Source organism: Prochlorococcus sp. MIT2302 (assembly GCF_059772385.1).
Genome location: NZ_CM186285.1, coordinates 300034 through 321250 on the forward strand (window position 1 = coordinate 300034; position 21217 = coordinate 321250).

Below are 21217 nucleotides of genomic sequence, written 5' to 3' on the forward strand. Positions count from 1 at the left end.
TATTGCCATGGGGAGAATCGTTGGCATTGACTTGGGAACTACTAATTCCGTTGTTGCGGTGTTAGAGGCTGGTAGGCCAGTAGTAATTTCTAATGCTGAAGGTGCCAGAACCACTCCATCAGTTGTTGGCTTTACTAAGGAATCTGAATTATTGGTGGGTCAACTAGCCAGAAGACAATTAGTTCTTAATCCAAAAAATACTTTCTCAAATTTAAAAAGATTTGTTGGTAGAGCCTGGGATGAGCTCGAAGACACAAGTCTCTCTGTTCCTTATAGCGTTCGCTCAAATGATCAGGGTAATGTTCGAATTACCTCCCCAGTGACAAAAAGAGAATATGCCCCAGAAGAATTGATTGGCAACATTATTAGGAAGTTAATAGATGACGCAGAAACCTATTTAGGCGAAAATGTTGATTCTGCTGTTATCACTGTTCCCGCCTACTTCAACGATTCACAAAGACAAGCAACTCGAGATTCTGCAGTATTGGCTGGTATTTCCGTTGAAAGGATTCTGAATGAGCCAACCTCAGCTGCTCTTGCTTATGGATTTGACAAGAGTTCTTCTAGAAAAGTATTGGTTTTTGATTTAGGCGGTGGAACATTTGATGTCTCTTTAATGTCTATTTCAAATGGTGTCTTTGACGTAAAGGCAACTTCAGGCGATACGCAATTAGGTGGTAATGATTTTGATCAAAGAATTGTTGATTGGCTCGCTGAAGATTTTTTAGAAAAAAATAAAATTGATCTAAGAAGAGATAGGCAATCATTACAAAGACTTACTGAAGCAGCTGAAAAAGCTAAACAAGAACTTTCTGGTGTGCAAACAACACCAATATCACTACCTTTTATTTCTACAGGCAAGGACGGTCCGTTACACATAGAGACGACTCTCACAAGAAAACGGTACGAGAGTCTTTGCAGTGATCTTTTAGATAGATTGTTTGATCCTGTTAATACTGTTATTGATGATTCAGGATGGAATCCTGAAGAAATTGATGAAGTAGTGCTTGTAGGAGGCAGCACTCGTATGCCAATGGTAAAGCAATTAGTTAAGACTTTAGTCCCAAATCCACCTTGTCAATCTGTTAACCCTGATGAAGTAGTCGCTATAGGGGCCGCAATACAAGGCGGGATCCTTTCAGGAGAGTTAAGAGACCTTCTATTAAATGATGTAACTCCTCTTTCATTAGGGCTTGAAACAGTCGGAGGTTTAATGAAAGTTTTAATTCCTCGTAATACCTCAATACCAGTTAGACAATCCGATGTTTTTAGTACATCGGCCTCCAACCAATCATCAGTAGAAATTCATATATGGCAAGGCGAGAGACAAATGGCTTCAGATAACAAATCATTGGGTAAATTCAGATTGTCTGGTATACCTCCAGCCCCTAGAGGAGTGCCTCAAGTTCAGGTTGCTTTTGATATCGATGCCAATGGCCTATTAGAAGTTAGTGCAACTGATAGAACTACTGGAAGAAAACAATCGGTAAGTGTTACTGGTGGTTCAAACCTTAATCAAAATGAAGTTAATAAATTGATTGAAGAGTCAAAAATAAAAGCATCTGAGGATAGAAAGAAGCGTGCCTCTATTGATCAAAAGAATAATGCTTTAACAATTGTTGCCCAAGCTGAAAGACGATTAAGAGATGCTTCTCTTGAATTAGGACCTTATGGCGCTGAAAGACAACAAAGATCAGTTGAAGTTGCAATGAGGGACGTTGAGGATTTGCTAGAAGATGATGATTTACAAGAACTTGAATACGCCGTTGGTGCTCTTCAAGAGGCATTATTTGGTTTGAATCGTCGTTTATCAGCAGAAAGAAAAACAGAATCTAATCCAATTCAAGGGATTAAAAATACTTTTGGATCTTTAAAGGATGAATTATTTTCTGATGATTACTGGGATGATGATCCTTGGGATTATTCTCAAAGAGGTCAAAATAGAAGTGGTGAAAATAACTATGGAAGAAGGGATATAGATCCTTGGGATAATGACTACTACCGTTGATCCTAACTATTGGTCTTTACTAGGTGTCTCACCTGAATGTGATGCTACTGAACTTAAATTGGCCTTTAGGAAAGAGGCTAGAAAATGGCACCCTGATTTAAATAAAAATGATACCAATGCTGAAGAAAGATTCAAATTAATTAATGAAGCCTATGCAATTTTAAGTGATCCAACAAAGAGAAAAGAATGGGAAAAGTTACATAATACAAGTCAAGATATCTTCGAAAATAGATTTCCATCTTATGAGGAATATTTAGATGTTGTTTTGGGTATAAAAACAAATTTTAAAAATGATAAAGATGATATTAATGATCGATATTCCGACCTTTCTGACGATGAATACGAAGACTATGAAGAATCTAATTTTAATGAATATGTTCCTACTAAAAGTTATCCTTCACCACCACCAACATTAATTTATGAAGACCAAGAATCAGTTGTAGAAATCACGCCAGATCAAGCTCTTTATGGTTCAACAGTTGAAATTGAGTTACAAGACGGGACTCTTGTAGAAGTCTTAACTCCTCCTTTTGCTGGAGATGGTTGGAGATTAAGAATAGAAGGTGCTGCAATTGGTTGCCGAGATCATTTTGTACAATTAAAAGTTCAAACCGATGATGGTTTAAGAATTGATGGATTAAGAGTTATGTATCGTCTTGAATTATTCCCTCATGATGCTTTGTTGGGTTGTGCAGTTGATATACCAACTCTAAATGGATCAGTAACATTACAAGTTCCCCCTAATTCTTCCACAGGAAGGTTGTTAAGACTTAGAGGTCGTGGATTGAAGTATGAAGAATATCGAGGTGATCAAATTGTTGAAATAATTATTGTATTACCAGATAATTTAAGTGATTCTGAAATTGCATTGTATCAACGTTTAAATGAAATATCACTAGAGTCTTATTAGAAACATATTGTGTATTTATTTTATCTATTTATAATGTATTTGATTGTTTAATTCCTATGTTAGTTAATGTCCTTTTATATGATGCGGGGACTGAAAATGAGGGCATACATTCCCTTGAGCTCAAAGGCAAAACGGTAATCCTTATGTTCGAAGATAAAGACGATGCTGAAAGATATTGTGGCCTTTTAGAAGCTCAAGATTTTCCTACACCATCCGTTGAACTGTTGACGAAGATCGATATAGAGGCTTTTTGTGTTGAAGCAGGTTATGAAGCTCGTTATGTCGAAAAAGGTTTTATTCCAAGTAACGATGAGGAACGTTTAATGATTTCTCCACCTCTTTCAAATCTAGAGGTAGGAAATTGGAAGGATCAGGATAAAACAGATGATAAGTTATCAACTAATGATCAACTCGAAGAGATAAAAAAAAGATTAGAAAATCTCTTATGAGAAATTTAAATAACAAGTCAAATAATAATAATTATCGAATATTAACTGAGCAGATTAATTTGTCTTCATCAGATTTAGATACTAAATCGACCTATGAGATAGTCAATATTTTTTCCGCCGCTGATAAAGAGCCTCAAAAGGCAGTTGAGAAAGCTATTCCAGAGATAGTTAAAGCTATTGATGAAATTACTTTAAGACTAAAATCAAATGGAAGATTATTTTATATTGGCACTGGTACATCCGGAAGATTGGGTGTTCTTGATGCTTCTGAATGTCCTCCCACATTTTGTACAGAACCAGATCTTATTCAAGGATTAATCGCTGGGGGTGAACCCTCACTAACAAGAAGTTCTGAATCTCTAGAAGATTTATCTCAGCCTGCTATTTTTGATCTTAAAGATAAAAAGTTTTCTAATAAAGATGTCTTAATTGGAATAACTGCGAGTGGTCGTACTCCTTATGTTCTTGCCGCATTAAATTATTCTAAAAGCATAAATGCACTATCAATTTCTATTTCATCTGTTCCCTTACGTGATTCAGCTATATCAACTGATATTGATATAAGACTGATTACGGGACCAGAGATTCTTGCAGGCTCTACAAGATTAAAAGCAGGAACAGCAACGAAGATGGCTCTCAACATTATTTCTACATCTGTGATGATTCAATTAGGTAAGGTTTATGGCAACAGGATGATTGATTTATCTGTAACTAATAATAAATTATTAGATAGAGCTCTCGGTATTCTATTAGATATTGGCTCAGTTGATAGAGAAGAAGGTATTGAATTATTAAACAAAACAAATGGATCTGTCAAACTTTCTTTATTAATGGCTTTGTCTGGTAAGGATGTTATAAATGCAAAGAAAATTCTTGAAGATTCACAAGGCAACTTAAGAACAGCATTAAGTAAAGTTTGTCGTGATTGAATTAAATTTACATTTAGACATACAGAATAATCATTCTGCATTTAATTTTAAAAGCAGTTAATATAAAAAAAATAAATTTGAGTTATGTCCAAAGTATTGATGAACACAGATAAAGGCCAATTGACTATTGACCTGTTTGATAATGATGCACCAAAAACCGTACAAAATTTTTTGAAGCTAGTAAAAGAAGGTTTCTATGATGGACTTTCTTTTCACAGAGTAATTAATGGTTTTATGGCTCAGGGCGGATGTCCCAATACAAGAGAAGGATCAAAGGGGATGCCTGGCACAGGAGGCCCTGGCTATTCTATTGATTGTGAAATTAATTCAAATAAACACGTAGCTGGATCTCTTTCTATGGCCCATGCAGGAAAAAATACTGGAGGTAGTCAATTCTTTTTAGTACATGCTCCCCAGCCTCATTTGGATGGAGTACATACAGTTTTTGGTAAAACAGATGACATGAAAATCCTTCTATCTATAACTAATGGTACCAAAATCAATAGCGTAACTATTCTTTAATAGAAGCTTTATATAATTTTAGTTACTACATTTAGCTCCATTCAATATTACTTGTTTTATCTTTAAAATCCCAATCAAATAATGGTGAATTTTCAAAACTTGCTAGTTCAATAATATTTTTTTCTTCACATAGTAAGTTTGATGAAGGGTGCATAAGCTTTTCATAATTATCAGTTTTAATTATTCCAATTCTTTCTGTATTTTTCCAATTACTTAGTTCTTTAAGGAGTGATTCCAGCAACCTTTTGTCTATCAAGTTGCCCTCTAAATGAGTTTTAATATCTCTATGACGTACATTCCAAATGAATAATGGGTTTTTACAAAGAGCTACCAACCTTTGAGAGTTCTGAATAGAAATATTTAAAAAATGATTTTTTGACCATTTATTTGCCTTATCTTCTAGATGTTTTAATTCATTATTGTTGACTTTACCATCCCAATAAACAACAATATTTTGTCTTTCATTTGTTAAGTTTGCTTTAAGATTATTATCAAATAAGTGGCCAAGTTTTTCTCTTTTTACCTCAAGATAAGCAGCATTATGATCTCCAGGGCAAATCACTAGAGGTACTCTTGATTCAACCTGTAATCCGTAACCTCCAAGTCCTGCTATTTTTCTTGGGTTATTAGTTAGTAACTTAAGCCTGTTTATTCCTAAATCAGTTAAAATTTGTGCACCAACCCCATAATTTCTTAGATCTGCTGGAAAACCTAACTTCTCATTAGCTTCAACAGTATCTAATCCCCCGTCTTGTAAATTATAGGCTTTTAATTTGTTAACTAAGCCTATTCCTCTGCCTTCCTGCCTTAGATATACAACAACTCCTTCTCCTTCTTCAGATATTCTTGATAAGGCAGCTTCCAATTGAGGTCTGCAATCGCACCTTAATGAGCCAAAAGCATCTCCCGTTAGACACTCCGAATGCATACGGACCAATACTGGCTCTTTTAAATGTTCTGGATCTCCCTTTATTATTGCTACGTGCTCTGATCCATCCAATTCATTCTTGTAACCTATAGCTTTGAAATCTCCAAATAGGCTTGGCAACTTAGCTACTGCTTGTCTGTATACAAACCTCTCATTTTCAAGTCTGTAATGAATTAAATCTGCAATACTGATCAGTTTTAAATTTCGTCGCTTAGCGTATGTTTTTAATTCTGGCAGTCTTGCCATTGATCCATCTTGATTTTGGATTTCACAAATAACGCCTGCAGGAGATAGGCCAGATAACAACGATAAATCTACTGCTGCTTCTGTGTGTCCAGCTCTTTTTAATACCCCACCTATTTTGGCTCTTAAAGGAAAAATATGTCCTGGTCTTCTCAAATCTATTGGTCTTGTTTGACTATTAAGAGCAACTTGAATTGTCTTAGCTCTATCTTCAGCCGATATACCAGTTGATACACCAAATTCAGGACCTGCATCAATGCTTACTGTGAAGGCTGTTTGGTTTGAATCAGTATTTCTATCTACCATTAAAGGAAGATCTAACTGGTCTAATCGTTCCCCTTGCATTGCTAGACATATTAAACCTCTAGCTTCTGTTGCCATAAAATTTATTTGCTGAGGAGTCGCAAATTGAGCAGCACAGATTAAATCTCCTTCGTTTTCTCTTTTTTCATCATCAACTACAACAACACACTCACCGTTCCTAATAGCAGCAAGAGCATCCGCTATATCATCAAATTCAATTTCATAGCAATCTTCTGATTTCAACTTATTCCTCGTGTTTGTGGTGAAATGGTTCTTTGCTAATTATTCTCAAATGAATATCTCATCATTCTACGAAATAACCTTGATGTTATGGCAATTAGCACATCGAAAACTGGGAGGATCGCAATTATTGGAGCATCTGGATATGGAGGACTTCAACTCGTTAAGTTAATTAATGAGCATCCAAGCTTTGAGATATCAATTTTAAATGGAGAGCGATCAGCAGGTAAAAGCTGGAATGAAATAAATCCTTTTATGAAACTTTTGGTGAATAAAGAAATAAAAAAAAGCAATATTGATGAAATCGCTCAAGATTCAGATTATGCAATATTGAGTCTGCCTAACGGTTTGTCTTCACAACTAACCCCTTTATTATTAGAAAAGGGCATTAAAGTAATTGATTTATCAGCTGATTATAGATTTAAATCATTAGATAAATGGAAGGAAGTATATTCTAAAGAAGCTGCAAAATATCAAAGATATGACTATGAATTATGTGAGGAGGCTGTTTATGGCTTTTCAGAAGAATTTAGTAGTCAAATCTCAAAATCTAGATTAATAGCTTGTCCAGGTTGCTATCCAACATCAACTCTTAGTGTCCTTATTCCATTCTTAAAACAAGGCTTAATAGAAAGTGAAGGAATTATTATTGATGCAAAATCTGGTACATCAGGCGGCGGGAGAAATCCAAGTGAGCAACTTTTATTGTCTGAATGTTCTGAATCAATTAAGCCCTATGGAGTCATTGGACATAGGCATACGGCAGAGATAGAAAGTATCGCTAGTCAATTTGCTGGTCATGAGGTGAATTTACAATTTACGCCTCATTTAGTGCCAATGGTTAGAGGGATTTTATCTACTGTTTATGCTCGCTTAAGAGATCCTGGATTAACGGCAGATGATTGCAAAATTGTAATTGAAGCTTTTTATAAAAATCAACCATTTATTGATATTTTGCCTGTCGGAACATATCCAGCTACTAAATGGGTTAAAAATACTAACAAAGTCATGATTTCAGTTGAAGTTGATAAGCGTAATGGAAGAATAGTTCTTATGAGTGTTATTGATAACCTCTTAAAAGGTCAAGCTGGACAAGCGATACAAAATTTAAATATTATGCAAGGACTTGAATCAGATATTGGTTTACCCAAGATTACTTTTTTTCCCTGAAACTAGCTCTTATTTCCATTGCTACTTTTGCAATAGCTATTGGTAATATTATATGTTCCATATTTTGAATTCTATTTTTTAAGGTCTCTTTACTATCTTTTTCCTTAATGGGAACTGCGGCTTGAATTATTATTGACCCGGAATCAACTTCCTTTTGAACATAGTGAACAGTGCATCCAGTAATAGTTACTCTTTTGTCCATTGCTTGTTGTATTGCATCAACGCCTTTAAAAGATGGCAAAAGTGATGGATGTATATTAATCATTCTTTTCTCAAACCTATTAATTATTTCTTCACCAGCAATTCTCATCCATCCAGCCATAACAACTAGTTCTACCGATAATTCCTCTAGTTTTTTTAATACCAGCATGTCGTGTTCTGATCTCGAATTACAGTCTCTATGATTTAAAACTACATAAGGTATTTTGTATTTGATTGCTCTTTTTATCGCTAAACAATTAGGATTGTTCACTATTAATATAGAAATTTCCGCATTAAGTTCTTTATTTTTTATTGATTTAACAATGTACTCAAAATTAGAGCCATTACCAGAAGCTAATATACCTAATCTTATCTTTGGAGCAAATAAAGGGTTTGATTTAACTAATGGACTAATTATACTCTGCTCACTTAAATTATAAGACATATAGTTCTCACTATAGTCTCTATTATACTTTGTCATCAAATAATGATTATTTACAACTTAATATATGACCTTTAGAAGAAATTACAATATCTAAATATAAAGACATATTTAATAGTAATAAAATTAAAATAAATACTTAGATATCCCAAACTTAGATAATTATAATTATCAAGCTTAATTTATTCCTATTTGTCAATTACTAAACATTCGCCACTTGAAAACCAATCTTGACTAATATAAATTAAATCAATTTGCTTAGCGGTTCTCATTTGAGAATACCTGCTAACAGAACTCATTAAGGATTATTCTCTTATCAATAATGGAAATAACTGACATCTTCCAGTTGAATAACAACGATAAATGGTTAAGGTACTGTGATTTTTTATTTTGCGATGATTCATTAGGTTTTTGGCTAGATATAAGCAGAATGGATGTAGAGAAGAGCGATTTTGAAAAATTTAAGGACATTTATTCCCAAGCGTTTGATTCTTTAGAAAGTCTTGAGAATGGATCGATTGCGAACATCGACGAAGATAGACAAGTTGGTCATTATTGGCTTCGTAATCCCAAGATTGCTCCAACTCAACAAATTTCTGACTCTATTACCAAAGAAATTCAAGATATATCAACTTTTGGTGCATCAATATTGAATGGAGAAATAACTAACAACGATGGGAAAAAATACACCGATGTTTTTTGGATAGGAATAGGTGGTAGTGGTTTGGGTCCCTTACTTATTAAAGAGTCATTTAAGAGAGAATCAATCGGATTGAATCTTCATTTCCTAGACAATGTTGATCCCGAGGGGATTTCACATAAATTAAATTCCATTCTTCCCAATATTGAATCAACTTTGTTTGTAGTTGTTAGTAAATCAGGTGGCACTCCTGAACCTTTGATAGGAATGGAGCAAGCAATGAAGTTTGTTCAAGATAACAATCAGATTTGGTCATCTCGAGCTATAGCAATTACATCAAAAGGTAGTAAATTAGATGATTTAGCAGTAAATGAAAAATGGTTAAATGTTTTTGATTTGCCTGATTGGGTCGGTGGAAGGACAAGTATTACTGGTGCCGTTGGATTATTGCCTGCCGTCCTAATTGGCGCTGACATAAACAAGTTTTTAGATGGTGCATCTCAAATGGATGCTCTAACAAGAGAAAAAGACATTAAAAACAATCCAGCAGGACTTTTATCCTTAGCTTGGTATAAATCCGGAAATGGAAAGGGGTTAAGAGATATGGTTGTACTTCCATATAGAGATAGATTAGAAGTTTTCAGTAGATATCTTCAACAATTAGTAATGGAATCATTAGGAAAGAAGTTAGATAGAAATGGAAATCAAGTTAATCAAGGTATCGCAGTTTATGGAAATAAAGGTTCTACAGATCAGCATGCATATGTGCAGCAATTAAGAGATGGTGTTGATAATTTCTTTGTTAATTTTATTGAGATTCTTCAAGATCCATCTGAGATTGTAGAAGTAAATAATAAACAACCAGGAGACTATTTATCAGGCTTTCTACAAGGAACTCGATCAGCTTTGACTGAAGGCGGTAGACAGAATTTGACAATCACATTTAAATCATTTGATGAATCAAGTCTTGGGGCTTTAATTGCTTTATTTGAGCGGGCAGTGAGTTTATATGCAGAATTGATTAATGTTAATGCTTACAATCAACCAGGTGTTGAAGCTGGGAAAAAAGCCGCTACAAGCATAATTAATCTTCAAAAAGAAATCGAGGAGCTTTTGGAAGATGGAAAGGAAAGAACTGTAAGTCAAATTAATGATGCTTTGTCAACTGATTCAATTGAGTCTATTTATTTAATTCTGAGAAAACTTTCGGAAAATTCTGATCTTTATATAATTAACGGCAATCAATCAAATCCAGATCAATTAATTATTTCAAAAAATTTTTCTAAATAACTATATTCACTAGTTTATTCGGAACAACAATTATTCGTTTTGGTTCATTTCCATCTATCCATTTTTGCGCGGCCTCACTTTTAATAGCTAAATCCCCTAATTCGTCGTTAGATAGATTTTTACTTGCATCGATTGATCCTCTAACTTTTCCATTAATTTGAATCATAAGTTTAAAAGTATCTTGTTCAATTGCACCTGCATCGAATTTTGGCCATGACTGAAGATGAATACTTTGAGGATTTCCGATTATCTTCCAAAGTTCCTCTGCAATATGAGGAGAAAATGGAGACGTTATTTTAACTAACATTGAAATAACATTATTTAGAGTGTCATTACTACAGTGATTAACTATTGAACTTAGCCCGTTCACAGCTTTCATAAGTTCAGATATTGCTGTATTAAATTGAAGATTATCCAGATCATCAGTAATTTCTTTAATAGCAATATTAATTAAACGTAAAGCCTCATTATCTTTTGACTTTTCTTTTTCTATCTTTAATCTTGAATTACTCTTTGTTAGTTCTAAAGTATTAATAACAAATTTCCAGAGTCTCTGTATAAATCGATATTGTCCTTCTACATCTGAATCGTCCCATTCTAAATCTTTTTCAGGAGGAGCTTTAAAAAGAATAAACATTCTGGCTGTGTCAGCACCGTATTTATCAATGACCAATGATGGGTCCACACCATTATATTTAGACTTTGACATCTTTTCATAGATAATTTCAATATTTTCTCCGGTAATTGGATCTTTAGGATTATTAATATCTTTGATTTGATCTTTAGAAAAATATTGATTAGTTTTTGGGTTTTTAAAAGTAATAGCTTGGACCATACCCTGAGTTAATAGTTTCTTAAAAGGTTCATCAATATTTAATAATCCACAGCTTTTTAGAGCTTTGGTTAAAAATCTTGAATAAAGTAAATGAAGTATTGCGTGTTCAATACCACCAACGTATTGTTTAACTGGTAGCCATTTATCTATTTCACTTTTTATAAATGGATTTTCTACATTCTCAGGGTTTATATATCTAAGAAAGTACCATGATGAACACATAAAGGTGTCCATCGTATCAGTTTCTCTTTTTGCTTCAAGTCCACATTTAGGACAACAAGTATTTATCCATTCTGTTTTTGTAGTTAAAGGTGACTTGCCTTTACCAGTTAATTTAATATCAACAGGAAGAGAAACAGGGAGATCCTCGTCTGGGACTCTTACTTGACCACACTTCTTACAATTAATAATTGGAATTGGGCAACCCCAGTATCTTTGTCTAGATATAAGCCAATCCCTTAATTTATAAGTAATTTTGGGTTTTGCCCAATTTGCATTTGATCCTAATTGAAGTATTTTTGCTTTTGCAATATCAGATTCAATTCCATTGAATATATCAGAATTTATCATTATTCCCTTATCTAAATACTCAGCATTTAAATAATTATCATCTTTATCATTGTTGGGTTTTATTACATAATTAATTGGTAAATCATATGCTTTAGCAAACTGATAATCTCTACTATCATGAGCTGGAACACCCATGACAGCTCCAGTGCCATATTCCATAATCACATAATCGCCAATCCAAATAGGTATCTCTTTATTATTCGCTGGATTGACTGCATTTTTTCCTAAGTACATTCCAATTTTTTGTCTACTATCTGAATTACGCTCTAACTCACTTAACTTTTCTTGATTTTTTCTGAATTCTATTAATTTATCAATATCTTTATCACTTATTAATTGATCAATTAATGGATGGTTTGATGCTAAGACAAGATAACTTACTCCATATAGAGTATCGATCCTTGTAGTAAAAGCGGTTATTTTTTGTTCATGATTTTTTATATCAAATGTTATTTCCGCACCAATTGATTTGCCAATCCAGTTTTTTTGCATAACCCGGACTCTTTCTGGCCACTCATTAAGTTTGGCTAAATCCTTATTTAAATCTTCGGCAAAACTAGTAATTCTTAAAAACCACTGATTTAATTCTTTTTTTTCAACTTTTGCTCCAGATCTCCATGATTTACCATCACCATCAACTTGTTCATTAGCAAGCACGGTTTGATCAATTGGATCCCAATTTACCGTCGCTTTTTTTTGATAGACAAGATTATTTTTATGTAATTGATTAAATATATATTGAGTCCATTTATAATAATTTTCTTTGCAGGTAGTAACTTCTTTAGACCAATCTATCGACAATCCAAGTCGATCTAATTGATCTTTCATTTGTGAAATATTTTTATCTGTCCAAGTAGATGGACTTGTTTCTCTTTCTATTGCTGCATTTTCAGCAGGTAGGCCGAATGCATCCCATCCCATAGGATGAAGAACGTTATAACCTTGCATCCTTTTATATCTAGCCAGTACATCTGTAATGACATAATTTCTCACATGCCCCATATGTAAAGAACCTGAAGGATATGGAAACATCGACAAAGCGTAAAAGGTATTGTTTTTGTTTACATCCGTTTTTGTTCTATAAAGCTCTTGTTTAGCCCACTCTTTTTGCCAATAGGCCTCCACATTACCTGGCTCGTAACGCTGGTCAATAATCTCTGAAGTAGTATTATTCAAGGAAGATCTCCTTCAGTTGTTGATTTACCAATCAGATAATGTTCTCATAAATTCATGCCCAATATGCAAATAGTTTTGAAATTACTACCAACAAAGCTTAATTTACTAACAACATAGTAAAAGAAACATTAAATCATGAAAATTAATTTTTCAAAATATCAAGGACTTGGTAACGACTTTATTATCTTTGATGCTCGTGGGAATAACTTAGATAATTTGTTTACTGAAAATAAAGATAATTTTATTGAGCATCTATGTAGTAGAAATTTTGGCATAGGAGCTGATGGAATTATTCTTTTATTAGAGTCCAAAAATAAATGTTTTGTGAGAATGAGGATATTTAATTCTGATGGTTCTGAGCCTGAAATGTGTGGCAATGGAATAAGGTGTTTGATTGCTTTCTTAAATGATAATTTTGAAATTAAAGATAAGTCTGAGATTCTAATTGAAACTAAAGCTGGTGTGATTATTACCTCTATTGATGGTAATAAAGATATCAAAGTAAATATGGGTGAACCTATACTTTCTCCTGAAGATATACCTACTAAATTATTAATGAATAATTTAACTATTCCTAACGGAAAGATTACAATAAATGATCATACTTTAAATGTTTATGCTGCTAGTATGGGAAATCCTCATATGATCATATTTGTTGATAAAATTGAAAATATACCTTTCGAAGATTGGGGAAGATATCTTGAGAAACACAATACATTCCCCAATGATACCAATGTTCACTTTGTAGAATTAATTGATAAATCAAATATTAAAGTTAAGGTATGGGAGAGAGGATGTGGCCCCACAATGGCTTGTGGAACTGGAGCTTGCGCATGTCTAGTAGTATCAGCTAATCTAGGTAAAACTTTAAACAAAGCTAATGTCTATTTACCAGGCGGAAAGTTAGAAATTGAATGGCCTGATCAAGAAGGTCCAGTTTTAATGCAGGGCCCTGCATTAAAAGTATTTAGTGGAGAGATAGATATTTAATTAGTCTTCTTTATGAAAAATATTTATCTCGATGCATCAGCAACTACTCCGCCACATATTGATGTAATTAATAAATTAAAGGATGTACAATCTGAATGCTGGGGGAATCCATCAAGTATTCATAAAGTTGGAGTTTTTGCAAGAGATGTTTTAGAAAGATCTAGATTATCAATAGCTAATAAATTTATAGCTTCATCTGACGAAATATTTTTCACTTCTGGAGCAACTGAATCGAATTATCTTGCTCTTAAATCTGTATCTAAAAATCTTGATAAAGGAAGACTTGTTATAAGTAGCGTTGAACACCCTTCTATCAAATTAATAGCTGATCAATTGCGTAATGATGGCTGGGATATTAAATGCTGGCCTGTAGATAATTATGGAATTATTGACTTAGATCTGTTGGATGAAATGTTATCTCCTCCGACAAAAATTGTTTCGATAATCTGGGGGCAAAGTGAGATTGGGTCCATTCAGCCCATAAATCTTATAGGAATGGAATGTAAAAATCGAAATATACTTTTTCATACTGATGCGACACAGGTCCTCCCTAACGGTCTTATTAATTGGAGTAATTTAAATGTTGATATGCTCAGTGCCTCTGCGCATAAACTTCAAGGCCCTAAAGGAATTGGCTTATTAATGTTGCGAAAAGGCGTTCGTGATTTATTGACAAATGATCCTTCCTATGGATTTAAGAATGGCTCTATAAGATCTGGTACTGAGTCAGTTCCCCTTATTGCAGGTTTTTCGACAGCAATTGACCTACTAAATGAATATATAGAGGTTAGTGCTAATGAAACTTTATTTCCTAAGAATAATGTTTCTAAAATGACTTCTATATTAAAAAATAATCTAGTTAAGAATAAACAACTTACATTTACTGGTCATCCTAAAGAACGATTACCAAATAATCTATCATTTCTCTGTCACACAAAATCAATGATTCCAATTAATGGTAGAGAAATTGTGCGATTATTGTCACAACATGGTGTCCATGTAAGCAGTGGTAGTGCTTGCTCATCGTCTAATCAAGGACCAAATCCTATTCTGGTAGCGATTAATATTGATAAATCACTCCAAGAATCTGGATTAAGAATAACTATTGGTCCATGGATTTCAAATGATGATATTAATTCAGTTTCAAATATAATATATGAATTATTGCAATCTTTAGAACTCAAAAAACAATGATCATCAAATTATGAATATCCTACCCTCAGATCTTAGAGAAGCTGAAAAAAATATATTTGAATCAATTCAAAGTTATTTCTTAAGTAATTCTGAACAATCTTTTCTTTCTATCAACCTTAAATTTGAAGGATTACGAATTAATCCAATAATTTGTCGTTTATCTAACAAACTAACTGAAATTAAATTAGATAATGTTTTATTATGGGCTGATGCTGGTGGAGCGGCTCTTGCTAAAAGAGATAACCCTGAATTGGCTAATAAGATTTTTACATTTAAGGATTTTATTAATTCTACAGATTCGTTGAATTCTCTATTACTAGTCTGTTCCCCTCAACCGTATGATATTGAGATGTTTGAGCAAGTATGTTCTCATACTAATTCAACGGTAATTATGGTTAACGGTAAGTTGGAAGATCCAATAGTAGGAATCGGAAGTGTCGGTAGGGAAATGAGAAAAAGATTTGCTGAAAAATGGAAGGTACTTTACTTTGTTCAACCATTATCTATGGGTGCATTATTGAAAAGATTTCCTAATGACTGGGAACTTTTTAAATTAAACTCTGATGGATATTCTTTTGTTAAATCATTTGATAAACGTCCTGATGATGAAACTATAATTCTAAACTTATAAGTTTATGAGTAAAAAATATTATTTATACATTGGCATAATTTTACTATCAATAAATTTATTAAATAGTAATTTATACAAATTATATTCATATTTAAGTCAAAGAATTAATATTAATACAATAGGTCCTGAAAAATTTAATATATGTCAGCCTTTGCAAAATAAAATTGAAGATTATACTTATAATTTCAATTCTAATATAAGTGTTAGCATCTTAGATGATTCTGGTGACTTCATTGCAGATATTAATGGTCAAATCCCTAGGATTCCTGCCTCTAATCAGAAGATCCTTTCCAGTGCTTTCTCTTTAGATATTCTAGGACCTTATTACACTCTTAATACATCTATTAAAAGGATAAATGATGGAAGCTTATATATAGATGGATCAGGTGATCCTGATTTTGATCAAAGACATTTAGAAGAGTTAATTAGTAATCTTAATAATACTAATTATAATTTACGTTTAAATACGCCAATAATCGTTAAAAAAAGCAATCCAAAACATTGGTGGCCTTCAAGCTGGTCTTATGCCGATAGAAGCGAAGAATATGGTGCACCTATTACTAAATATGCAATAGCTAGTAATGCAAGTATTAATGCTTTAAATAATCCAATTGATAATTTTATATATGAGCTAGAAACTGCTCTAAGAAAAAAGAATTTATCAAAAAAATATTTTGTAAAATCTGTTTACGAAAATTATCCTATTGATTATATTTCGACAATTAAAGTTATAAATTCTGCTCCTTTATATATTTTACTAAACCTTGTTAATTCTGAGAGCCACAATTTTACTGCTGAAGTTATTTTCAGACATTCAATAAGTGACTGGTCTCATGATTTCCCTAATCTAAAATATAATAATTGGATAAAAGATCAAAACTTTAATTCTGACAATTTTATCTTTGCAGATGCTAGTGGCTTATCGAGAAAGAATAGAGTAACCACCTATGGTTTATCTCAGTTTTTGAGAAGAATGAAGCTTAATAGATTTTCTGACTATTATTTCTCGTCTTTTTCAATATTAGGTGTTAGGGGCTCATTAGCTAATGTAAGTGCTCCAGTAAGCCTTAAGGGTAGAATTCTTGCAAAATCTGGAAGACTAAATAAAGTTAGATCCGTTTCTGGTATTATATTAGGAGAGGGCACAATTTTTAGTATTATTGTTAATAATATGGATGATTCGACAAAACATATAATGAAAATATTATCAATAGTAAAAAATACTAATAATTGTAATTAATTAGTATTTAATGCCATCAGATCTTTGGCTATAAACTCAGGTACCATGTGGCGAATCTCGCCACCAAATCTTGCTACTTCTTTGACTACAGAGCTACTTAAAAAACTATGATGTGTTTCTGTCGCGAGGAAAATTGTTTCGTATTTATTATTTAAAGACCTATTTGTATGAGCTACCTGTAATTCATATTCAAAATCACTCATAGCTCTTAAGCCTCTTAAAATAAGGTGAGCATTATGTTCTTTAGCACAATCCACAGTTAGACCTTTAAAAGCTATTGTTCTACAACCTGGTATATCTTTGGTGGCATCATTAATCTGCTCTATTCTCCTCTCGCATGAAAAGGTTGCCTTTTTTGAAGGATTTTCCAAAACCGCAATGAGAACTTCTCCAAATAAATCACTTCCTCTTTGAATTAGATCAAGGTGCCCAAAGGTTAAAGGGTCGAAACTACCGGGATAAAGCGCCTTCATGGTTTTTTAACTTTAAAAAAGTCCATTTCTTTCTTAGAATCTCATATCTATAAACGTATCAAAGCGCATGACTCTTAATCAGGATGCCAAAAAAGTTCTTTTGCGCAAAATCCCTCATGGATTATTTATATGTGCGGTAAGAGAAGGAGATGAAATAAATGGTTTTACCGCTAGCTGGGTAACCCAAGGTTCATTTACGCCTCCTTTAGTTGTAATGGCTGTTCGCGCCGATGGATCTAGTCATGGAATTATTCAAAGAACGAAGATGTTTTCTTTAAATGTTTTGAGAGAAGATCAAAAGGATCTAGCAGCTGTGTTCTTTAAGCCTCAAAAAGGATTAGGGGGACGATTTGAAGCTTGTAAATTCACTTATGGAGAGTTTGGTATGCCTTTAATCGAAGATGCAATAGGGGGCGTTGAATGTGAAGTTATTTCAGGTGTTGAACACGGCGACCATACAGTCTTTGTCGCTGAAGTAAAGAATGCAGTATTGAATAAAGATGGAACTGCATTAAATTTAGCGAGTACAGGTTGGAACTATGGCGGCTAATTTAACGAGACAAGATCGGTGGAATTAACGCCGTTAATTAAGGACAAGTCAAGACTATCTAATTTTTTGAAGGATATACCAAACGATCCTGGTTGTTATTTGATGAAAGATCGTGAGGATAGATTGTTATATGTTGGTAAGTCAAAAAAGTTAAGAAATAGAGTTAGAAGTTATTTTCGAGCTAGTGATGAATTGAGTCCAAGAATCTCTTTAATGGTTAGGCAAGTTGTAGATATTGAGTTGATAGTTACTGATACCGAAAGTGAAGCCTTAACTCTTGAATCAAATTTAATAAAATCTAATCAACCTTATTTTAATGTTCTATTAAAAGATGATAAGAAATATCCCTATATTTGTATAACCTGGGGTGATAAGTATCCAAGAATCTTTTTAACTAGGAAAAGAAGGGAAAGACAGAAAAAAGATAAATATTATGGTCCATACGTTGATGTTTATTTACTTAGACAGACCCTTTTTAGTATAAAAAAACTGTTTCCTCTTAGACAAAGAAGAATACCGCTTTACAAAGATAGAACGTGTCTTAACTATTCAATTGGAAGATGTCCAGGCGTTTGTCAAGAAGAAATAAGTTCAGAAGATTATAAAAATACACTAAAACGTGTTGAAATGATATTTCAAGGGAGAACTGAAGAATTGAGACTATTATTAGAAAAACAGATGCATTCTTTTTCAGAGTCATTGAAGTTTGAAGAAGCTGGATCTGTCAGAGATCAGCTAAAAGGTATAGATAGATTGTATGAATCTCAAAAGATGATTATTCCTGATTCTTCTGTATGCAGAGATATAATCGCATTGGCATCAGAAGAGAATATATCCTCTATTCAAATTTTTCAAATGCGCTCAGGAAAATTAATTGGAAGACTTGGATATTTCTCAGATAATAATAATCTCAATACTTCTCAAATACTTCAAAAAATTGTAGAAAATCATTACTCAAATGTTGATCCGATTGAAATACCTTCTGAAATATTAGTTCAACATCAATTACAAAATACAGATATAATATCGGATTGGCTAAGTGAATTAAAAAAGCAAAAAGTTAATATAACAATCCCAAAAAGATCTAAGAAGGCGGAAATTATAAAATTAGTAGAAAAGAATGCAAATATGGAGTTGCAAAGAATTAGACAATCTCATGATAAAAATTTACTTGAGCTTGACGATTTGACCAATATTCTTGAGTTAGTAAAAATTCCAAACAGAATTGAATGTTACGATATTAGTCATATACAAGGTAGCGATGCTGTCGCTTCTCAGGTAGTATTTATTGATGGTATTGCGGCTAGGCAACATTACAGAAAATATAAAATTAAAAGTTCAAATATAAAACTAGGACATAGTGACGATTTCGAATCAATGGCTGAAGTTATTACTAGGAGATTTAAAAGATGGGCTCGTTATAAAGAGGTTGGAGGTGATATGAATAAGCTATCAAGTAATGAATCTAGTGTTTTAGACAAGGATAATTTAAATGATTGGCCTGATTTAGTTGTAATAGATGGAGGTAAAGGGCAATTAAGTTCGGTATTAGAGGCTTTAGAAGATTTGAATCTAGATCAAAATATAAATCTCATATCTTTAGCCAAGAAGAAAGAAGAGATATTTATTCCAAATGTTAAACAATCATTAGACACTGACCCTAATCAACCTGGAATGCTTTTGTTAAGAAGAATTAGAGATGAAGCTCATAGGTTTGCAATTACCTTTCACAGACAAAAAAGAAGTCAACGTATGAAACGTTCTCAATTAAATGAGATCCCAGGATTGGGACCACAAAGAATCAAATTATTATTGGAGCATTTTAGATCAATAGAGGCTATACAAATGGCATCTCTTTCCGAACTTTCATCAACACCAGGATTAGGGTCATCTACTGCTGGTGTTATCCGAAAATATTTTCATCCAGACGAAAATGATTAATTTATTGATAAATTATAACGAATCAGAGATAGTTAATCATTATTGATATACTATTAATAATTCATAGAAATTGATAATTCAGGTTTTTATTGAAAATTAGAAGTAAAATATATGCAAGTATCAAAAACTAACTGTGACTGAAGAAAAGTCTAAACTTTTAATTTTATATTCAACCGTTGACGGACATACAAAACACATATGTGAATATATGTCAGAAAAACTTAATAAAGATAAGGATATAACAATTTCTTCTCTTGAGGAATCCAATAAATTTAACTTGTCAGATTTTAGCGAAATCGTTCTTGGAGCGAGTGTAAGATATGGTTATCATCGCAAGAATGTTTATGAGTTTATTAATACCAATAAAGAAACATTAGAGAAAAAAAAGACTGCCTTCTTTTCATTAAATCTTACTGCCCGGAAACCCGAAAAAAACACACCAGAAACTAATCCTTATATTATAAAATTTCTTAAAAAAGTACAATGGGAACCAACAATAAAAGGTGTTTTTGCTGGGAGACTAGATTACCCTAGTCTTGATTGTGCAAATAAATTAGCAATATTATTCATAATGGTTATTACAAATGGGCCTAAGGATATCTCACAAGTTTATGAATTAACAGATTTTAAAAAGGTTGATGAATTAATTGAATCAGTATCCAAATTTTAATTTAGTTAATATGTCTAATTTTGATAATCATAAGTTAATTAAAATAATTAAATCAATTACTAAATATAGTTGTCCAAAGTCAATTAACTTTCATTTGCATTCAACATATAGTGATGGAAGCTTAACTGCTATAGAAATTTATAAACAAGCAATTGAACTAAATATTGATCATTATGCAATTACAGATCATCATTCAGTTGATGCATATATTGAATTAAGTAAAACTAACGATTCTATAAATAAAGGTGGATCTAATTTCCCTAAACTTTGGACTGGAATTGAAATTACTTGTCTGTTAAGGGGGTGTTTAGTTCATGTTTTAGGTCTTGGTTTTGATCATAAATCAAAATACTTATTACCTTATGTTGACCATAAGTCTGCTATTGGAAATGAATTATTAGCTTCGACTGTAGTTGATTCGATTCATAAAGCTAATGGAATTGCTGTGTTAGCTCATCCTGCTAGATATCGGCTTCCATTTGATCTACTGATTAACGAAGCATCAAAACTAAATTTTGATGGTGTTGAAACATGGTATAACTACGAAAGAGCACATAATTGGATCCCATCGGAATTTGTCTGCGATAAAATATTTGATTGTGCAAACTCCTATTCATTATTATCAACTTGTGGTACCGATAGCCACGGACTATCTCTTCTTAGGCGTTAAAT

General features: G+C 32.8%; 19 protein-coding genes. 15 read left to right on the top strand and 4 right to left on the bottom strand.

Annotated elements, in window-relative coordinates:
- Positions 1–7 precede the first annotated feature (7 nt).
- The 5 genes from dnaK (at position 8) to AC6EI2_RS01635 (ending at position 4818) form a co-directional block, all read left to right on the top strand.
- Positions 8–2008 carry a molecular chaperone DnaK gene (gene dnaK, locus AC6EI2_RS01615; protein WP_498462687.1) on the top strand — a complete coding sequence of 667 codons (2001 nt, stop codon included), beginning with the start codon at positions 8–10 and terminating at the stop codon, positions 2006–2008.
- Entirely contained in the window at positions 1992–2918 is a 927-nt protein-coding gene (locus tag AC6EI2_RS01620) for a DnaJ domain-containing protein (RefSeq protein ID WP_498462688.1), read from the top strand. Before dnaK ends, AC6EI2_RS01620 begins: the two co-directional genes overlap by 17 nt.
- Positions 2919–2974: 56 nt before the next feature.
- Positions 2975–3367 (top strand): DUF3110 domain-containing protein, encoded by a 393-nt coding sequence (locus tag AC6EI2_RS01625; protein WP_498462689.1) that lies wholly within the window; start codon positions 2975–2977, stop codon positions 3365–3367.
- Positions 3364–4296: an N-acetylmuramic acid 6-phosphate etherase gene (murQ, locus tag AC6EI2_RS01630; protein WP_498462690.1), complete on the top strand. Its 933-nt coding sequence runs from the start codon at positions 3364–3366 to the stop codon at positions 4294–4296. Before AC6EI2_RS01625 ends, murQ begins: the two co-directional genes overlap by 4 nt.
- An 84-nt stretch (positions 4297–4380) precedes the next feature.
- A complete protein-coding gene (locus AC6EI2_RS01635; protein WP_498462691.1) occupies positions 4381–4818 on the top strand; it encodes a peptidylprolyl isomerase in 438 nt (145 codons plus the stop codon).
- A gap of 31 nt (positions 4819–4849) precedes the next feature.
- On the opposite strand, the gene ribBA is transcribed toward AC6EI2_RS01635, so the two are convergent.
- Entirely contained in the window at positions 4850–6535 is a 1686-nt protein-coding gene (ribBA, locus tag AC6EI2_RS01640) for a bifunctional 3,4-dihydroxy-2-butanone-4-phosphate synthase/GTP cyclohydrolase II (RefSeq protein WP_498462692.1), read from the bottom strand.
- 87 nt (positions 6536–6622) lie between these two features.
- Here ribBA and argC point away from each other — a divergent pair, with 87 nt between their 5' ends.
- Positions 6623–7702: an N-acetyl-gamma-glutamyl-phosphate reductase gene (argC, locus tag AC6EI2_RS01645; protein ID WP_498462693.1), complete on the top strand. Its 1080-nt coding sequence runs from the start codon at positions 6623–6625 to the stop codon at positions 7700–7702.
- Here the strand turns inward: argC and purN are convergent.
- The gene (purN, locus tag AC6EI2_RS01650) at positions 7686–8384 is read right to left on the bottom strand and encodes a phosphoribosylglycinamide formyltransferase (protein ID WP_498462694.1); all 699 of its coding nucleotides are present in this window, start codon (positions 8382–8384) and stop codon (positions 7686–7688) included. The two genes, argC and purN, sit on opposite strands and share 17 nt — an antisense overlap.
- A gap of 283 nt (positions 8385–8667) precedes the next feature.
- On the opposite strand from purN, the gene AC6EI2_RS01655 reads away from it, so the two are divergent.
- Positions 8668–10275: a glucose-6-phosphate isomerase gene (locus tag AC6EI2_RS01655; protein WP_498462695.1), complete on the top strand. Its 1608-nt coding sequence runs from the start codon at positions 8668–8670 to the stop codon at positions 10273–10275.
- On the opposite strand, the gene leuS is transcribed toward AC6EI2_RS01655, so the two are convergent.
- Positions 10268–12856 (bottom strand): leucine--tRNA ligase, encoded by a 2589-nt coding sequence (gene leuS / locus AC6EI2_RS01660; protein ID WP_498462696.1) that lies wholly within the window; start codon positions 12854–12856, stop codon positions 10268–10270. The two genes, AC6EI2_RS01655 and leuS, sit on opposite strands and share 8 nt — an antisense overlap.
- A 135-nt stretch (positions 12857–12991) precedes the next feature.
- Between leuS and dapF the strand changes: the two genes are divergently transcribed.
- From dapF to AC6EI2_RS01680, 4 genes are read left to right on the top strand one after another with little or no spacing between them, the layout of a single operon-like run.
- Positions 12992–13846 carry a diaminopimelate epimerase gene (gene dapF, locus AC6EI2_RS01665; protein ID WP_498462697.1) on the top strand — a complete coding sequence of 285 codons (855 nt, stop codon included), beginning with the start codon at positions 12992–12994 and terminating at the stop codon, positions 13844–13846.
- A gap of 12 nt (positions 13847–13858) precedes the next feature.
- Positions 13859–15040 (top strand): cysteine desulfurase family protein, encoded by a 1182-nt coding sequence (locus AC6EI2_RS01670; RefSeq protein ID WP_498462698.1) that lies wholly within the window; start codon positions 13859–13861, stop codon positions 15038–15040.
- Positions 15041–15050: 10 nt separating this feature from the next.
- Positions 15051–15671: a DUF1995 family protein gene (locus tag AC6EI2_RS01675; RefSeq protein ID WP_498462699.1), complete on the top strand. Its 621-nt coding sequence runs from the start codon at positions 15051–15053 to the stop codon at positions 15669–15671.
- 4 nt (positions 15672–15675) lie between these two features.
- Positions 15676–16911 carry a D-alanyl-D-alanine carboxypeptidase gene (locus tag AC6EI2_RS01680; protein WP_498462700.1) on the top strand — a complete coding sequence of 412 codons (1236 nt, stop codon included), beginning with the start codon at positions 15676–15678 and terminating at the stop codon, positions 16909–16911.
- Here the strand turns inward: AC6EI2_RS01680 and coaD are convergent.
- Positions 16908–17384, bottom strand: coding sequence for a pantetheine-phosphate adenylyltransferase (gene coaD / locus AC6EI2_RS01685; RefSeq protein WP_498462701.1), 477 nt, complete (start codon positions 17382–17384; stop codon positions 16908–16910). The two genes, AC6EI2_RS01680 and coaD, sit on opposite strands and share 4 nt — an antisense overlap.
- Before the next feature lie 67 nt (positions 17385–17451).
- Between coaD and AC6EI2_RS01690 the strand changes: the two genes are divergently transcribed.
- The 4 genes from AC6EI2_RS01690 (at position 17452) to AC6EI2_RS01705 (ending at position 21215) form a co-directional block, all read left to right on the top strand.
- Positions 17452–17934, top strand: coding sequence for a flavin reductase family protein (locus AC6EI2_RS01690; RefSeq protein WP_498462702.1), 483 nt, complete (start codon positions 17452–17454; stop codon positions 17932–17934).
- 18 nt (positions 17935–17952) lie between these two features.
- The gene (uvrC, locus tag AC6EI2_RS01695) at positions 17953–19875 is read left to right on the top strand and encodes an excinuclease ABC subunit UvrC (RefSeq protein ID WP_498462703.1); all 1923 of its coding nucleotides are present in this window, start codon (positions 17953–17955) and stop codon (positions 19873–19875) included.
- 133 nt (positions 19876–20008) lie between these two features.
- On the top strand, positions 20009–20545 hold the full coding sequence (gene hemG / locus AC6EI2_RS01700; RefSeq protein WP_498462704.1) for a menaquinone-dependent protoporphyrinogen IX dehydrogenase: 537 nt from the start codon (positions 20009–20011) through the stop codon (positions 20543–20545).
- A gap of 10 nt (positions 20546–20555) precedes the next feature.
- The gene (locus AC6EI2_RS01705) at positions 20556–21215 is read left to right on the top strand and encodes a PHP domain-containing protein (protein ID WP_498462705.1); all 660 of its coding nucleotides are present in this window, start codon (positions 20556–20558) and stop codon (positions 21213–21215) included.
- Positions 21216–21217: the final 2 nt, after the last annotated feature.

What these genes read in the sequence shown, in the direction of transcription:
- AC6EI2_RS01705 (WP_498462705.1), top strand. Translation starts at nt 20,556, where the DNA reads ATGTCTAATTTTGATAATCATAAGTTAATTAAAATAATTAAATCAATT.
- dnaK (WP_498462687.1), top strand. Translation starts at nt 8, where the DNA reads ATGGGGAGAATCGTTGGCATTGACTTGGGAACTACTAATTCCGTTGTT.
- AC6EI2_RS01620 (WP_498462688.1), top strand. Translation starts at nt 1,992, where the DNA reads ATGACTACTACCGTTGATCCTAACTATTGGTCTTTACTAGGTGTCTCA.
- AC6EI2_RS01690 (WP_498462702.1), top strand. Translation starts at nt 17,452, where the DNA reads ATGACTCTTAATCAGGATGCCAAAAAAGTTCTTTTGCGCAAAATCCCT.
- AC6EI2_RS01670 (WP_498462698.1), top strand. Translation starts at nt 13,859, where the DNA reads ATGAAAAATATTTATCTCGATGCATCAGCAACTACTCCGCCACATATT.
- coaD (WP_498462701.1), bottom strand. Translation starts at nt 17,384, where the DNA reads ATGAAGGCGCTTTATCCCGGTAGTTTCGACCCTTTAACCTTTGGGCAC.
- AC6EI2_RS01625 (WP_498462689.1), top strand. Translation starts at nt 2,975, where the DNA reads ATGTTAGTTAATGTCCTTTTATATGATGCGGGGACTGAAAATGAGGGC.
- AC6EI2_RS01680 (WP_498462700.1), top strand. Translation starts at nt 15,676, where the DNA reads ATGAGTAAAAAATATTATTTATACATTGGCATAATTTTACTATCAATA.
- argC (WP_498462693.1), top strand. Translation starts at nt 6,623, where the DNA reads ATGGCAATTAGCACATCGAAAACTGGGAGGATCGCAATTATTGGAGCA.
- AC6EI2_RS01635 (WP_498462691.1), top strand. Translation starts at nt 4,381, where the DNA reads ATGTCCAAAGTATTGATGAACACAGATAAAGGCCAATTGACTATTGAC.
- AC6EI2_RS01655 (WP_498462695.1), top strand. Translation starts at nt 8,668, where the DNA reads ATGGAAATAACTGACATCTTCCAGTTGAATAACAACGATAAATGGTTA.
- murQ (WP_498462690.1), top strand. Translation starts at nt 3,364, where the DNA reads ATGAGAAATTTAAATAACAAGTCAAATAATAATAATTATCGAATATTA.
- dapF (WP_498462697.1), top strand. Translation starts at nt 12,992, where the DNA reads ATGAAAATTAATTTTTCAAAATATCAAGGACTTGGTAACGACTTTATT.
- purN (WP_498462694.1), bottom strand. Translation starts at nt 8,384, where the DNA reads ATGACAAAGTATAATAGAGACTATAGTGAGAACTATATGTCTTATAAT.
- AC6EI2_RS01675 (WP_498462699.1), top strand. Translation starts at nt 15,051, where the DNA reads ATGAATATCCTACCCTCAGATCTTAGAGAAGCTGAAAAAAATATATTT.